This is a genomic window from Kribbella hippodromi (genome assembly GCF_039531045.1).
In the GTDB taxonomy this organism is placed as follows: Bacteria; Actinomycetota; Actinomycetes; order Propionibacteriales; family Kribbellaceae; genus Kribbella; species Kribbella hippodromi.
This window is the reverse complement of the sequence record NZ_BAAAPH010000014.1, coordinates 1-15,706: the sequence shown is the minus strand read 5'-3', so window position 1 is coordinate 15,706 and position 15,706 is coordinate 1. Positions and strand designations below refer to the sequence as shown.

The 15,706-nt window shown below is 68.3% G+C and carries 9 protein-coding genes; 4 read left to right on the top strand and 5 right to left on the bottom strand.

Annotated features, from left to right (window positions below; translation table 11 throughout):
• Window positions 1-173: 173 nt before the first annotated feature.
• Together ABD260_RS21615 and ABD260_RS21610 are read right to left on the bottom strand one after the other, a co-directional pair.
• Entirely contained in the window at window positions 174-1,700 is a 1,527-nt protein-coding gene (locus tag ABD260_RS21615) for a WD40 repeat domain-containing protein (protein WP_344235632.1), read from the bottom strand.
• Window positions 1,701-1,830: 130 nt separating this feature from the next.
• Window positions 1,831-4,050: a LamG-like jellyroll fold domain-containing protein gene (locus ABD260_RS21610; RefSeq protein WP_344235630.1), complete on the bottom strand. Its 2,220-nt coding sequence runs from the start codon at window positions 4,048-4,050 to the stop codon at window positions 1,831-1,833.
• A gap of 177 nt (window positions 4,051-4,227) precedes the next feature.
• On the opposite strand from ABD260_RS21610, the gene ABD260_RS21605 reads away from it, so the two are divergent.
• The gene (locus ABD260_RS21605; RefSeq protein ID WP_344235628.1) at window positions 4,228-5,856 is read left to right on the top strand and encodes a Wzz/FepE/Etk N-terminal domain-containing protein; all 1,629 of its coding nucleotides are present in this window, start codon (window positions 4,228-4,230) and stop codon (window positions 5,854-5,856) included.
• Window positions 5,856-7,157, top strand: a complete 1,302-nt coding sequence (locus tag ABD260_RS21600; RefSeq protein WP_344235626.1) for a hypothetical protein — start codon at window positions 5,856-5,858, stop codon at window positions 7,155-7,157. Before ABD260_RS21605 ends, ABD260_RS21600 begins: the two co-directional genes overlap by 1 nt.
• Window positions 7,158-7,183: 26 nt before the next feature.
• Here the strand turns inward: ABD260_RS21600 and ABD260_RS21595 are convergent, their stop codons facing one another.
• Window positions 7,184-8,719, bottom strand: coding sequence for a right-handed parallel beta-helix repeat-containing protein (locus tag ABD260_RS21595; RefSeq protein ID WP_344235624.1), 1,536 nt, complete (start codon window positions 8,717-8,719; stop codon window positions 7,184-7,186).
• Window positions 8,720-8,761: 42 nt separating this feature from the next.
• Window positions 8,762-10,174, bottom strand: a complete 1,413-nt coding sequence (gene uxaC / locus ABD260_RS21590) for a glucuronate isomerase (RefSeq protein ID WP_344235622.1) — start codon at window positions 10,172-10,174, stop codon at window positions 8,762-8,764.
• A 240-nt stretch (window positions 10,175-10,414) separates the two neighbouring features.
• Here uxaC and ABD260_RS21585 point away from each other — a divergent pair, with 240 nt between their 5' ends.
• Together ABD260_RS21585 and ABD260_RS21580 are read left to right on the top strand one after the other, a co-directional pair.
• Complete coding sequence (locus ABD260_RS21585) at window positions 10,415-12,151, top strand: LacI family DNA-binding transcriptional regulator (protein WP_344235620.1); 1,737 nt, start codon at window positions 10,415-10,417, stop codon at window positions 12,149-12,151.
• 58 nt (window positions 12,152-12,209) lie between these two features.
• A complete protein-coding gene (locus tag ABD260_RS21580; RefSeq protein ID WP_344235618.1) occupies window positions 12,210-13,604 on the top strand; it encodes a mannitol dehydrogenase family protein in 1,395 nt (464 codons plus the stop codon).
• A gap of 194 nt (window positions 13,605-13,798) precedes the next feature.
• Here ABD260_RS21580 and ABD260_RS21575 read toward each other — a convergent pair whose 3' ends face one another.
• Window positions 13,799-15,445, bottom strand: a complete 1,647-nt coding sequence (locus tag ABD260_RS21575) for a right-handed parallel beta-helix repeat-containing protein (RefSeq protein ID WP_344235616.1) — start codon at window positions 15,443-15,445, stop codon at window positions 13,799-13,801.
• Between the last annotated feature and the right edge of the window lie 261 nt (window positions 15,446-15,706).

The window sequence follows — 15,706 nt, the reverse complement described above, 5'->3', positions numbered from 1 at the left end:
GTGAGATTCTCGGGGGTCAACCCACCGTCTCAGGGGTTGACCCCCGAGACGGCGTGGGGACGTGGGGCGTGGGGCGGCGCGGTGTGGAGGGCGTGGGGCGGTGAAAGGTGGTGGGGCGGTGTGGGGCGGTGAAAGGTGGTGGGGCGGTGTGGGGCGGTGGTTGGGGGCGTGGGTTAGGGGATCTTTACGCTGACGGCTGGGCCTTTTTTGATGTTGCGGCCGTCGTGTACCTCGATGTGGTACGTGTAGGTCGAACCGCGCTTCAGTCCGCGGTCCATCACCTGGTACGACTTGCGCGCCTGCCAGTAGTACGAGACGTACTTGTTCGATCCGATGCTGAGCGAGCCGCGGAACACGTTGTACGTCAAAGACAGGTTGTCCACGTCGTACACATCGTTGTACTTCACGTACACGCGCCCCGCTGTGGTCGCCGTCAGCGTGGGTGCTTTCGGTACGCCCGGTGCCGCGCCGCCCGGCGCATTGGTGAACCGGGTGATGCCCTGCTGGACGGTGCCGTTCACGTGCAGGAAGTCGCCGCCGACCCACAGGTCGGTGTCGGTTCCGGCCATCGCCAGCGGGCCGACCTTCGTGGTGCTCTTCGGGTTGGCGTCGGTGTTCGGGTACCACGGGCCGAGGTTGCCGTCGATCGCGCTCTCGACCAGCAGGTAGTGCGTGCCGCTGCCGTCCGAGAAGCCGTTCGGCGACGAACTGCAGTCGTGCGCGTGCGAGCCCTTGTAGACCCAGTTGCCGATCGCCTTGATCGCCTCGGTGGCGCCCAGGCAGTTGTTCTTCCACAGCAGCTTGCCGGTCGACACCTGGGCCGCCAGCACGCCGTCGTAGCAGCCCTTGCCGTCACCGCCGTTGGACACGAACACCTTGTCGCCGAGCGTGTCGATGTCCTTCACGCGGGTCGTGCAGGTCACGGTCGGCTTCGGGATCGCGGCGGCGGCCGGGAAACTGTACGCCGCGCCGGTCGTGGTGTTCAGCATCGCGAGCGAATAGTGGTCCTTGCCATTGATGGTGCTGAACGGTCCGCCGGCGAACACCCGGGTGCCGTTGTCGGACACGTCGAGCGCGTACACGTCGTTGTTCGCGTTCGGGTTCCACGGCAGCAGGTCGCCCTGGAGCAGCCGGACCGCGCCGAGCCGGTTCCGGGTGGTGCCGTCGATGGACCGGAAGGCGCCACCGATGTACACGCTGCTGCCGGAGATCGCGAGTGCCTTCACCCGGGCCGTGACCACCGGATCCCAGGCGGCGACGAGCTTGCCGGTGACGACGCTGAACATCGCGATCTTGCTGCGCCGGATCCCGTTCACGGTGGTGAAGTCACCGCCGATCACCACCCACTTCCCGTCCGGGCTGGTGGCGATGCTGTACACGGGTCCGTTCAGCGTCGGCGCGAACGAGGTCGGTGCGCCGGTCCGCCGGTCGAACGCGGCGATGTAGGTACGGACGGTCTCCCCCTGACCGGCCACCTTGCCTGGCTGACGGATCCTGGTGAACAGCCCCCCGGCGAACACCGTGTTGCCGGCGATCGCCAGCGCGTTCACGCTGTTGTTGGTCTGCCACGACGACTGCTTGATCGCGGAGACCGCGGAGGCGAAGCCCGGAGTCGCCGCCTCCACCGGCGGTCCGGACGGGATCAACGCCGCGGCCACCACGGCCGCGCCGGTGACAAGAGCCACAACTAACTTCTTCATTTATGTCCTTCGAAGGCGGGGGAGTACAGCGCGTGCCTCATCACGCGCCAGCGTCGGACACTAGCGTTGCTGGAGGCCCACCGGAAGCGGACCTCCAGCCCGCGTTATGACTTTGTGGCGGAACTCCCAGCTACCTGGCCGCGTAGTGAGACTGAACCTGAGTCGGCAACAGTGCGTACGGGTAGACCGCCGCCTCGTCGATCGCCATCCCGGTCTGCGTCGCACCACCACCGGGCCACGAGTTGGTCAGGTCATAGCCGACCCGCCACCAGCCGTAGTACAGCGACGCGGATCCGACCTGTGCGCTACCGGACAGCACCCCGTCGACGTACAGCTTCATGGCGCCGTTGTCGTACGTACCGACGACGTGGTGCCACTGGCCGTTGTTCTTCCCGGACGTACTGGTCAGGGTGCGCTGACTGCCATCGTTGACGCCGAACACGATGGAGCCGTTGGTCCGCATGTACAGCATCCGGTCGCCGCCGTTGCCGCTGTTACCGGTCTTCGAGTTACCGAAGCCGATGATCCGGCCGCCACGGTTGAGACCGCTCTGCTTGACCCACGCCTCGACAGTGAACTGCTGCGGCATGCTGTACGCCTTCGCACCGACCATCCGGCCGCTACTGCTGCTGGTGGTCATCGCAGTGTTCCCGGCAATCGCACCAGCAGTGCCGAGCGTCACCCCGCTGTACGCACCGGTGTTGCCCTGCCCCGAAGCATCTACCGCGGATGTGGAACCTACTGCTTCGCCCAGCCGCCAGTACGCTTGCGGGCCGTCCGCGTTGATGATCTGGTCGTACGCCGTGGACGTAGTGGTGGCGACGGTGATCGGGTCGGAGTAGTTGCCCCGGATCGTCGTACTGCCATCGGTGACCTCTACCCGGTAGTTCGTCTGCTCACCAGGTGTCACGTTGGTGTCGGTGTAGTGCAGCCAGGGCCGGTCCCACGGCGTGGACTTGGCGGTCCAGGTCGCGATGGTGGTGTTGGTGAAGCCCTTGAGCAGCCGGTACGTCAGTGTGCTGTCGTCGTTGTCGACCACAGTGGGGAAGTTGATCTGTACGACACCCGGCTTGATGCTGTACGGCTGCAGCTTGGCCGGCTTGGCCGGAGCCGCACCGGGGACAGCGTTGGTGAAGTGGGTCAGGCCCTGCTGTCCGGAACCGTTGACGTTCAGGAAGTCGCCGCCGACCCACAGGTCGTTGCCACCGGTCGCGAACGCCAGCGGGCCGACGTTGGTCACGCTGTTCGGGTCCGCGTCGGTGTTCGGGAACCAGGGGCCGAGCGTGCCGTCGGACAGCTTCTCGCTCAGCAGGAAGTGGTACCCGAAGCCCTGCGGGAAGCCGCCGGCGCCCTGGTTGGCGCAGTCGTGCGCGTGCGAGCCCTTGTACAGCCAGCCGTTGACGACCTTGACCGCCTCGGTGGCGCCGAGGCACTGGTTCTTCCACTTCAGCGTGTTGGTCGCGATGTCGGCGGCCCAGGTGCCGTCGAAGCAGCCGCCACCGTCACCACCGTTGCCGAAGTACACGGTGTCGCCGCTGGCGTCGATCGCCTTCACCCGGGTCGTGCAGGACCCGTTCGGCGGCGGCACCGCGGAGGCACCGGGGAACGGCAGGACGGCCCCGCTCACCGGGTCGAGGCTGGTCACGGTGTTCTGGTTGGTGCCGTTGACCGCACTGAACTGGCCACCCGCGTACACCTTGGAGGCGTTGTCGGCCACGTCGATCGCGTACACGTCGCCGTTGACCGACGGTGCCCACGGCAACAGCGTGGCGTTGTCGGTGCTGACCGCGGCCAGCCGGTTGCGGGTCTGGCCGTTCACCAGGCCGAACGAGCCGCCGAAGTACACGGTCGTACCGGAGACGGAGATCGTCTTGACCCGGTAGGACACGGACGGCTTCCAGTTCGTCACCAGGGCGCCGGTGGCGGTGTCGAACGCGGCGATCCGGTTCCGGGTCTGGCCGTTGACGGTGGTGAAGTCGCCGCCGACGAAGATCCGGGAACCGTCGGCGGAGGCGGCCACGGCGTACACCTGGCCGTTCAGCACCGGGTTGAACGAGCTGACCAGTGCGCCGGTGGACGCGTCGAACGCGGCCAGGTACGCCTGGCCGACCTCACCGGTACCGGCCGCGGCGCCCGGCGGCCGGACGCTGGTGAAGCGGCCGCCCGCGTACGCCTTGCCGGCGGCGACCGCGAGGCCCTGCACGCTGGCATTGGTCTGCCAGGCGGGGCCGTTGACCGCCGAGAGCGAGGCCTCGATGCTCTGCGCCGGCGGCGCGAGCGTCACGACCAGGCCGGCTGCGAGCAGCGTGCCCACGATCCCCAGTCGCGTGAACAGACGTCTCTTCTTCATCCTGCGATGTCCCCCTCGGACACAACGGCGTCCCTCACGAACGCCGTCCCCTTGATTCTCCGGATCCCCGAGAACTCCCCCGAGGTAGAGAGTAGGGCACGCGACCAGATCCCGGCAGCGGGACGTCCAAGGCTGTGGATATCCTGGGGCGCTGGCGCCGAAGGAGTGAGGGACTAGATGGAACCGGGCACCGTGGTCTGGCGGGAGACCGCACAGTCCCTGCTGCGGCAGAAATGGCTGATTCTCGGCTGCATCCTGCTCGGGCTGCTCGGCGCCTCGGTGTTCGCGCTCTCACAGACCACCAGATGGACCGCCTCGAGCCAGCTGGTGATCGGTCCGGCGGTGCCGCCGGCGCTGGTCGGCAAGCTGTCCGGCAGCGGCGCCGACAAGACCGGCCCGCTCGGCATGGACCTGCCGGCCGAGACGCAGGCCCGGGTGATGGCCAGCCCGACGCTGCTGAAAGCAGTGGTGAAGGCGCTGGGCATGCCGGACAACGACCAGACCATTCAGGACCTGGCCGCTGTCACGCGGGTCAAAGCAGTCACGGACAACGCGTACCTGGTCACCATCGACGGTCCGACCGCCCAGCAGGCCGTGGACCGGGCGAACGCGATCGCCACCATCTACCTGACGCAGCGCAACAACGAGGCGAAGGCGCTGATCACCAACCTGGCGGAGCAGGCACAGGCCCGATCGAAGACGGCACAGACCCAGTCCAAGAGCCTGGTCAACCAGATCGACGAAGCGGTCGGCCGGGGCGACAACCAGACCGCGGCGGCGTTGCGCGACCAGCGCGTCGGCCTGGCCACGGAGGCCCGGCAGGCAGCGGACGACGCGGCCGCGATGCTGAAGGCGCTCTCAGCTGTCGGTGCGGGCAGCCAGCTGGTGACGCCGGCGACGACCGACACGGCCACCTCGTCGCCGATCGTTGCCCGCGACATCCTGGTCGGCGGGATTCTCGGTCTGGTGCTCGGCTTCGGCCTGGCGCTGCTGCGTTCCCACCTGACGCCGTACATCCTGACCCGGGACCAGGCGGCCCGAGCGGCGAGTGCGCCGGTGATGGCGGCCTCGGAGGGCAAGCGGCGGCGGTTCTGGCAGCGGTCGGCGCCGGAGCTGCCGCAGTACGAGATCACCGCGCTGGGCGCCGAGGCGAGCGGTGCACTGGCCCGCCGCGAGCTGAACCCGCGGGCGTTCGCCGCCGGCAGTCCGGGCGCACTGCTGGTGGTCTCCGCGTCCCCGACGCCGAACTCGGCCGGGATCGCGCTGGCGATGGCCGAGGCGAACGCCCGGGACGGCCGGGAGACGCTGCTGGTGCTGGCGGACATCGAAGGCGCGCCGGTCCTCCCGCACCTGACCGGCCACGAAGGACTCACCGACCTGGTGATGGAGCCGGCCGCGACCCGGGCGATCCGGGCCCGCAAGCTGTTCCGTCCCGGCACGGTCGCCGACCTGTACGTGCTGCCGCCCGGGCTGAACCACGAGGAGACCGCTGAGGCGGTCGGGCCGTCGCTGGTCCCGGGCATCGTCGCGGACCTGCCGCCGGGGTACTCCGTGGTGATCCACGGTCCCGCCTCGGTCGGCCGGCACGGGATCACGCCGCTGGCCGCCGCGGTGGACGCGTCGGTGCTGGTCGTCCAGGTGGGACTGGACAAGGAGATGGACGTCGCGCGGCTGACCGGCGCGCTGCAGTTCGCGGGCGCCCCGGTGCTGGGCGTGGTGCTGATCGGCGCCTCGGCGCAGGACGAGACGCTCGGTATCCCGCTGAACTACAAGCCGCTGGACGCCGGTACGCAGCCGACGCGCTGATGTCCGGCATCTACGCTCACGGGACACGGCTGGCCCCGGCGGTTCCGGGGACGGTCGACAAGCCGAGCGAGCGGCCGGCCTGGTTCTGGCTGATGCTGTGGTGCCTGTTCGTGCTCGGCGTCCAGCCCTGGTCGTCACGGGTCGCGTCGCCACAAGGTACGACCGGGTCCACTAACAGCCTGGCGAAGGGCCTGCTGCTCGGTGCAGTCTTCTTGGTGGCACTGGCCGCTACCAAGCCAGGCTTTCGTACGCGGGTGAATCCGGCGAGCTGGTTGTACGTGATGTACGTGCTGTTCGCCTGTGCGACAGCGTTCTTGCTGGCCGAGCCGATGGGCCCACTGACCCGGCTGGCCCGGTTTCTGATCGGGCTGGTGTTCCTGTTCCTGCTCTGGCGGCCGCTGGTGCAGGTGCCAGAGCGGTTGGTGCGTGCACATCTGTGGGCACACCTGTTGCTCGGTGCGACCGTCGTACTCAGTCTGGCGTACTCCCCGTCGCAGGCGTGGCGGCCCTTGCGTTCGCTGGGGACGGGGTACCGGCTGCAGGGCGTCATCATCCCGATGCTGCCGCCGCGGGTCGGTGAAGTCGGTGCGATCCTGCTGGGCTTGGCGCTGATCGGACTGGTGTGCCGCAAGCTGTCGACTCTGCCCGCGGTGACGCTGATCGGGCTGGGCGGTGTCCTGATCGCTGCTAGCCGGACGCGTACGTCGGCAGCGGCCCTTGCGTTCGGACTGTTGCTGGCGCTGATCCTGACCCGCAAGACGTGGGCGGGCCGGATAGCGAGCTTCGCCTTCCCCGCAGTGCTCGGGCTGGCGTTCCTGATGATCGGATCGCTGCACAACTGGCTGCTGCGTGGTCAGGGTACGCAGCAGATCAGTTCGCTCAGTGGGCGTACGACGAGCTGGCACGCCGTACTGGACGAGAAGGTGTCGATCCAGACCGCGATCATCGGACACGGCCTCGGCAACAAGCGCGTACTGCTCCGGCGCGGCGAAGGCGACATTGACGTGATGGCGATCGACAACAGCTGGCTCGGGTTGTACTGGGAGACCGGTCTGCTTGCCGTAGCGATCGTAGCGATTGCACTGATCGTGGCGTGGGTGTCGGTAGTGCGCGCGCCCACGCCGTACGTGCGGGCCTGTGGAGCGTTGCTACTCGGGTACGTGACTGCCGCTTCGCTCAACGAGAGCGGACTGTCCGACCTGTCGTCCATGACCGTGCACCTGCTGGTCGCTGCGGCGATCTGTGACGCGGACCGGATACGGCACCGAAAACGCGCGCTAGAAGCACAACCAGCGCACTAGCTGGTGACCAGCCGCTCAGCGCTGTGTTAGCTGTTGACTGAGTCCTTGTCGAAGCCGGACTGCTGCCACTCGCTCCAGGACATCGCCTTGCCACGGTAGGAGAACCGATCGGCCTGTAAGCCGGATCCTGTATAGCTGTTCCGGCGGAAGGTGATGGCACCGGGTTGTGCGGGGGAGCCCTTGTTCTCCACCACACCGAGCGTCGACGTCGCATCCGTCATCACGAACTGGTTGCCCTCGACCAGGACATCGCGCAGGACGTACGTACCGCGTGGTCCGTCACCGCGGGTCCGCGACTGGATGGACAGCGCGTTGCGGTTGTCCTTGACCAGGTTGCCGCGGACCTGCACGTCGGACGACGTGTTCACGTTGATCCCGCCGCCGTCCCAGAGCGATCCGCCGGAACCGCGACCGGTACCGAAGCCGTTGTGCTCGACCACGTTCTGGTCGATCAGCGCCTGGTAGCTGATCTCGTACCGGATGCCGTCGGCCGCGTTGTCGCGGATGCGGTTGCCGGTGATCCGCCGGTCGTACTCGGCGATGTCGCTCCACATGCCGATGCCGCGGTTGGCGATGATGTCGTTGCCGCTGACCTCTCCGGACGAGCGGGTCGACTTGATGCCGCCGGACTCCCAGTCCGCGATCCAGAAGCCGTCCGTGTTGTTCCGGGTCACCAGGTTCGCGCTGATCCGCACGCCGGCCGACTTGTACTGGCCGATGCCCAGCTGGCCGTTGTCGGCGACGGTGTTCCGGCTGACCTCGGCGTCGTCGCCCTCGATCACCATGATTCCGACGCCGTGGTTCCAGCGCACCTCGTTCGCACTGACCGTCCAGCCGCGACCGGCCTGCAGCGCACCGGCTTGCGGACGGGTCGCGAAGTGCTCGATGGTCAATCCGGTGACTGTGACGTTGTCAGCCGTCTTGTCGATCGCGGTCTGGGTCTTCGACATCTCGACCACCTGACCGGTCGGGTTGTCGTCCAGGTACAGGGCGTTGGACTGGTAGTCGCCGTAGAAGGTGCCTGGCTTCAGTTGGTTCAGACTCATCACACGGGTCAGGTGCTTGCCGTTCACGTACACCTGCTCGCCCAGCTGGCACGGCTTGGTCCGGTTGTCCTCGCACTGGCCCTTCAGCGGGTACGCAGCCGGCAGTGCGCCGCGTACGACCCATGCGCCGCCGGAGCGCTTCCAGCCACTCAACCGGACTGCTCCGCTGAGCACTGCGCCTGGTCCGCCGGCCAGTAGGTCGCCGGAGCGCGGTTCGATGGCTCTGGTGAGCCGGTGCACGCCTTTCGCGAAACAGAACGTGGTGGCTGGTGGTGCGGCGTCGATGACCGTCTGCGGGTCGGTGCCGACGGGAATCGCAGTGCCTTGGCAGGGCTTCGCCGTACTCGGTCCGGTTGGCCCGAGTACGGCAGCCGCTGCGGTTGGCGGAGCGGTGGGGACAGTGACCGTGGTCGTAGCCGGGGGAGCGGACTGCTGTGCAGGCTGATCACCTGAGTCGGTGCAGCCCGTCAGCAACAGCAGCGCGGCACCTGTAGCCGCGACAACCCCACGCCTCATCCCAATCCCCTCACCCGCCCCCGGCGAACAGATTGCGTGAGACTACCTGTTCGCCAGGTACGTGTCCCGAGCCAGGTCGTACGCGAGCGCTTTCGCGACCTGTAGTGCGTCGTCCTCATCCAGCCGATGCTGCACGACCAGATTGGCCAGGTACCCGGCGTCGATGCGCCGTGCCAGGTCATGTCGCGCCGGGATCGACAGGTACGCACGGGTGTCGTCGACGAAGCCGGACATGTTGTAGAAGCCGGCAGTCTCCGTGACAAGCTCACGGAAGCGGCGCATGCCGTCCGGGCTGTCCAGGAACCACCACGGCGCTCCGAGCCGCACTGCCGGGTATACACCGGCAAGTGGGGCAAGCTCGCGCGAGTACACCGTCTCGTCAACCGTGAACAGGACCAGCCGGAAGCCCTCCGCATGACCGAACCGCTCCAGCAGCGGCCGCAGCGACCTGGTGAACTCCGCTGCTACTGGGATGTCGTGACCCTTGTCCGGTCCGTAGGTCGCGAAGATCCGTGGATCGTGGTCCCGGAGAACGCCGGGGTGCAGCTGCATCACCAGACCGTCCTCGGCGGACATAACGGCGGACTGGTACAGCATGTGTCCCGCGAACGCTGCGGCGTCCTCTGCGGTGACGTCGCCCTTCAGCGCACCGGCGTAGATCCGTGAGGCCTCGGCGTCGGACACCGGTGTGGCGGCTGCGCTCAGGTGGCCGTGGTCGGTGGCACGCGCTCCTGCGGCTACGAAGGCCTGACGGCGCTGCCGGAGCGCTGCGAGGAAGCCGTCGTACGTGGAGGTGTCTACGTCGGCCAGTGTGCCCAGCTGCGCGATGAGGGTCGGCCAGTCGGGCCGGTCGACATGCGCGACCGCGTCCGGCCGGAAGGTCGGTACCACACGGCCGGGAAGGTCCGCTGCGAGCTGGGCGTGCTGCGCCAGGTCGTCGGTGGCCGCGTCGGTGGTGGAGATGAGCTCGATGTTGAACCGGTCGAGCAGGGCGCGTGGGCGGAAGTCCGGCTCGGCGATGCGGGCCATGATCTGGTCGTACAGGTCGTCGGCGGTTTCGGCGGACGGGTGCACTGTCAGTCCGAGGACCTCGGCGAACTCGTGCTCCAGCCAGTACCGGCTCGGCGTGCCGAGGAACAGGTGCCAGTTCGCGCAGAACCCGCGCCAGATCTCCCGCGGCTCCGCGGTCTGCCCGCCGTCCACCCGGGGCAGACCGAGCTTGTCCGGGGCGACGCCCTGGGAGATCAGCATCCGGGTGACGTAGTGGTCCGGAACGACCAGCAGCTCAGCCGGGTCACCGAACGGTGCGTCGGTCGCGAACAGCCCGATGTCGACGTGTCCGTGCAGGCACAGCAGCGGCAGGTCCTTCGTCGAGTCGTGGATGCGGCGAGCGACCTCCCGCGCCGGACCGGCCGGCAGCGCGCGATCCGGATGAGGCTGCAGAGCCTTCGGCATGAATCCTCCGATCAACAATCCTGAAACAGACCTGCAAAGGATTGCAGTCGCTCCTTGTCAGCACAAGGCGGCGTCCAGCTGATGTCCGCTTGACACGATCTGCAACCGATTGCAAACTCAAGCGAACTGCTCCCTGCGGCGGCTCCCTGCGCTGGAGGGCTGAGCAGGGTTGGAGTGGGAGCGGGTCGGCTGAGCGGGGTTGGGAGTGGAGTTGGTGGAGCAGGTGTCGGGGGTCGGGAGATGAGCGTGCCGGTGACGATTCGGGATGTCGCGCGGTTGGCGGGGGTTTCGCCGTCGACGGTGTCGCGGGCAATCTCGTTGCCGGAGATGGTCAACGCCGCCACCCGCGCTCGAGTTGCTGCCGCGGTCGAACAGTTGGGGTACGAGCCGAACCGCGCCGCCCGCGGACTGATCACCGGCCGCACCGGCACGATCGGTCTGGTCGTACCGGATCTCGCCAACCCGTTCTTCGCCAGTCTCACCAAGAGCATCCAGGCACGAGCACGCCGGCACGACCTGGCCGTGTTCGTCGCGGACACCGATGAAGATCCGGCGGCCGAAGCGGGTCTGGTACGCGCCTTGTCGAAGCAGGTGGACGGCATCGTGCTGTGTTCGCCGCGAGCGAGTGACGACGAGCTGGCCGCGATCGCCGCGGACACCACCGTCGTACTGGTCAACCGGGCTGCGGCCGGCATCCCCGGTGTCACGTACGACAACGAGGACGGCATGCGCCAGGCCGTTGCCCATCTCGTTGCCCTCGGCCACCGGCGGATCGCCTGGGTCGGCGGGCCGGCCACCTCCTGGTCGACCCAGCACCGCGGGTTCGGCCTGCGCAACGCGGCCGAAGAGCTTCACGCTCGGCTGGTGCCGGTCGGCAGCTTCGCCCCGACCTATGAGGGCGGTATGGCGGCCGCGGACCAGGTGGTCGCGACCAGGGCCACGGCGGTGGTTGCGTACAACGACCTGGTCGCGATCGGCCTGCTGGCGCGGCTGCACAGCCGCGGTATCGCCGTACCGGGTGACTTGAGCGTGGTAGGCGTCGACGACATCGCCATGGCCGGCATGGCCCGCCCGGCGCTCACCACCATCCGCCTACCCAAGCAAGAAGCCGGCGGGATCGCAGTAGAGCTACTGCTCACCCTCCTGCACAACCCAGACGCCCACCCCGCCGCCAGCACATCCGGCACCCGAACCAAACTCCACGGCGAACTAATAGTCCGAGCCTCAACCGGCCCAGCCCCCACAACCAACACCCCACCTCAACCCCACGCAGCCCCCGCAGCACCCGCGCCCCACGCAGTACCCGCGCCCCACGCAGCACCTGCGCCCCACCACGCACCACCTGCGCCTGCTCCCGGCACCGCGCCTGCTCCCGGCACCGCGCCTGCTCCCGGCACCGCGCTCGCAGCCGGTACCGCTCCCGCGCCCGACGCAGCACTCGCGTCCGACGCGGCACCCGCGCCCGCTCCCGCTCCCGACGCCGCTCCCGCTCCCGCGCCCGACGCCACTCCCGCTCACGCTCCCACGCCCGACGCAGCACCCGCTCCCGCGCCTGCTCTCGGCACCGCGCCTGCTCCCGGCACCGCGGCTGCTCCTGGCACGGCGCCTGCGCGCGCGCACGCTCCCGACGCCGCTCACACGCCCGCGCCCGCGTCCGACGCAGCACTCGCGCCCGCTCGTGCTCCCGGTACCGCGTCTGCTCCCGGCACCGCTCCGGCGCGCGCTCCCGCGCCCGATCCCGACGCCGCTCCCGCGCCCGACGCAGCACTCGCGTCCGACGCGGCACTCGCGCCTACTCCCGGCACCGCGCCCGCGCGCGCTCACGCTTCCGACGCCGCTCCCGCTCACGCTCCCGCACTCGCTCCCGACGCGGCACCCGCGCCCGGTACCGCGTCTGCTCCCGGTACCGCGCTCGCAGCCGGTGCAGCACCTGCAGCCCGCGCCGCGCCTGGGACTAGCGCCGCGCCGGGGGCGTGAGCGGGCGTGTTGGCTGAATCCGTTGACCTCTGAATGATCCATTGAAAGGTGCAGTCGATTGAGTCGGCTTAGCTTTAGCAATCTGCCTGTCGCACCCGCCGTCGATCCGCGTGCGTTGTCGGTCGGCGTGGTGCACCTGGGGATCGGTGCGTTCCACCGCGCGCACCAGGCTGTTGTCACCGAGCGCGCGGCCGTGGCAACCGGTGACACCCGCTGGGGGATCACCGGCGTCAGTCAGCGCTCCGCCACCGTACGCGACCAACTCACACCCCAGGACGGCCTGTACTCCGTACTAGAGCGCGGACTCGGCGCACCGTCGATCCAAGTGATCGGCAGCATCCGCGACGTACTAACCGCCCCGGAAGACCCGGAAGTAGTCGTCGCCCGGATCGCGGACCCAGCGGTGTCGGTGGTCACGCTGACCGTGACCGAGAAGGGCTACCGCGCTGCCGGTACCGGGCTGGACCTGGACGACCCGGAGATCCAGGCCGACCTGGCCGGGCGCCCGCCGCGTACGGTGGTCGGCCAGCTCGCCGCCGCGATCGCCCGCCGCCCGGAACCGTTGACAATCGTCTCGTGCGACAACTTGGTTGCCAATGGCCCGTTTCTGCGCAAGCTGGTGAGCGAGTACTTCGAGGCGCTCGGCAAAGTACCCGAGGTGTTCGAGGCGACTCGGTTCCCGGCCAGCATGGTGGACCGGATCGTTCCGGCCACGACCGAGGCGGATCGCGCGGAGGCGGCGCGCCTGCTCGGCGTACGCGATGAGGCGGTCGTGGTCGCGGAGCCCTTCCTGCAGTGGGTGATCGAGGACGACTTCGCCGGCGACCGGCCCGCGTGGGAGCGCGGTGGTGCGGTGCTGACGCAGGATGTGGCGCCGTGGGAGCAGGCGAAGCTGCGGATGCTCAACGCCAGCCACTCGATGCTCGCGTACCTCGGGGCGCTGCGCGGGTACGAAACCATCGCCGAGGCAGTCCGCGACGAGGAACTCGGCCGGTTGGCGCGGCAGTTGATGACCGACGATGTCGTTCCGACGTTGTCACCGCCTGACGGCCTGGACCTGGCCGCGTACGGCGCGACCGTGCTGGAACGTTTCGCGAACCCGGCCCTCAAGCACCGCACCCGCCAGGTGGCAATGGACGGCTCGGTCAAACTCCCGGTCCGGATGCTCGGAACCGTCCGAGACCGCCTCGCCGCCGGCGCCGAACCCCGAACGATCTCCCTGGCCGTGGCCGCCTGGATGGTCTACGTCCACCAAACCCCAGACCTGGACGACCCTCAAGCCGCGCGCCTGAAAACAGCAATCGCCAGCCTCCCCACAACCACCCCACCGGCCGCCGCGTTGGTAGACGCCCTGCTCGCCGTCGACTCGATCTTCACCCCAGACCTCCGCGACTCAACCCTCTTCCGAGACCTCCTGATCGACCACGTCGCAGCCCTCACCGCGCATTCGTAACGCGCTGACTGCGCACTCATGATGCGCTGACCGAGGCCCCGCGCCGTGACCACCGAGCCGCGGGCGCACTTGCCGAGCTCGACTTTGAGAAGCCACCACGTACTTTCGGTCGCGATTTCTACGCGGTGGCTTCCCAAAGCGCGGAGGTGCGGCGGTGCGGCGGGTGCGGGGTGCGGCGGTGCGGTGGGGTGGGGTTAGTTGGGGGTGGGGAGGATGGTGAGGATTCCGGGCGGGTTGAGGATGGGTCGGGCGGTGGTGAAGGTGCTGGTTTTGTCTTGGCCGGTGGTTTGCCATTGGTTGGCGGTGTACCACCGGCCGGTTTGCTGGAAGCGGTCGGTGGTCAGACTGTCCAGGATGTAGACGTTGTCGTTCAGCATGACCGTGCCGTCGGGGATCGCCGCTCCGGAGTTCTGCACCATGCCGGTCGCGGTGGTGCCGCCGCGCATCGTCACCTGGTTGCCAGAGACAACGATGTTCCGGAGCAGGTTGGTGCCCCACGGACCGGAACCACGCGTCCGGGACTGGATCGAGATCCCGTTCACGTTGTTCGCGACCACGTTGTCCCGGACCTGCACGTTCGACGACGTGTTCACGTTGATCCCGCCGCCGTCCCACAGTGACGTACCAGACCCGCGCCCGGTCCCGAAGCCGTTGCCGCTGATCGTATTGCCGGCAATCACCCCGTTCCGGCCGATCTCGTACCGGATCCCGTCCGCGGCATTGTCAACAATCTGATTGTTGCTGAACGTCCGGCTGTCGTCGTACGCGTCGCTCCACAGCCCGACGCCCCGATTGTCCGCGATCAGATTGCCGACAACCCAGCCGCCACTGGACCAGGTGGTCTTGATCCCGCCGGACTCCCAGTCGGCGATCCAGAACCCGTCGGTGTTGTTGTCGCTGACCTCGTTGGCCGCGATCGTCCCCTTCAGCGTGCTGTACTGCCCGACTCCGAGCTGCCCGTTGTGGTGGATGCGGTTCTTCTCCAGGATCGCGCTGTCCGCGTTCACCAGCATCGCGCCGACCGCGTGGTTCCAGCGGATGTCGTTCGCGTACACCCGCCAGCCGAGCCCGAGCACGACCGCTCCGCTCTGGGGGGGAGTGGCGAAGTGCTCGACGGTCAGTCCGCGTACGGTCACGTTGTTGCCGCCGGGCTCGATCGCGGTCTGCGTACTCGACATCTCGATGTCGTGCCCGGCCGGGTTGTCGCCGAGATAGATCGCGTTCGCCGCGTAGTCCGCATAAAAGGTGCCGCGGGCAACCTTGTCGCGGCTGGCCACCCGGGTCAGATGCCGGCCGTCGCGAAACACCTGCTCCCGGAGATAGCAGATGTTCGCCTCGTCGTCCTCGCACTGCCCGGTCTTCGCGTACGCGGGCGGCAACACACCCGTCGTCACCCAGCCACCGTTCACGCCACCTCTGACGCCACTCGCACCGCCGTCGGCGCTGCCGCTCGCTCCGCCGGTTGCTGTCCAGCGGGTCAGGCGGACCGATCCGGTCAGTACTGCGCCCTCGTCGCTGGCGAGGACCTGATCGGCCTTCGGACGGAGCGTCTCGCTGATCCGGTGCAGCCCGGACGTGAAGCAGAACGTCGTCCCGGTCGGTGCGTCGGCGATCACCTGCGCGGCGTCGTCGGCCGGTTTGATCGTCACCCCGTCGCACGACGGCGCCAGCGCCGGACCGGTACGGAACGAACCGTCGGCCGGTGGTGTGGTGGCGTCGGTGTCGCCGAACAGCAGGGCGGAGAGCAGGTCGTCGGGCACCGGCGAACCGGATGCGGGTAACGGGCCGACGGCAACCAGGCTGGTGCCGACTGCAACGACTGCCAGAAATGCTGTCTTCATAGCGGAGCCTCCGGTGGCACAGGTGAGCCCTGAGCGCACCCCCCATGGCGCGGCTTCGCTTCGCAGATTACCCCTACGTCACGTAGTCATGGCAATACGTAGCGCACAATTATGTTGCGATGAGCAAGCGATCCACCGGGGTCGCCACAAGAGTGGATATCCGCTCCTGTGGTGGGTTCTCCACCGGTGTACCAGTGGAGAACCCAGGCGGGGTCCAGTGGTCTAAGCAACGAGTAGTTCGGCTAGTGCTTGGGCTGGGGT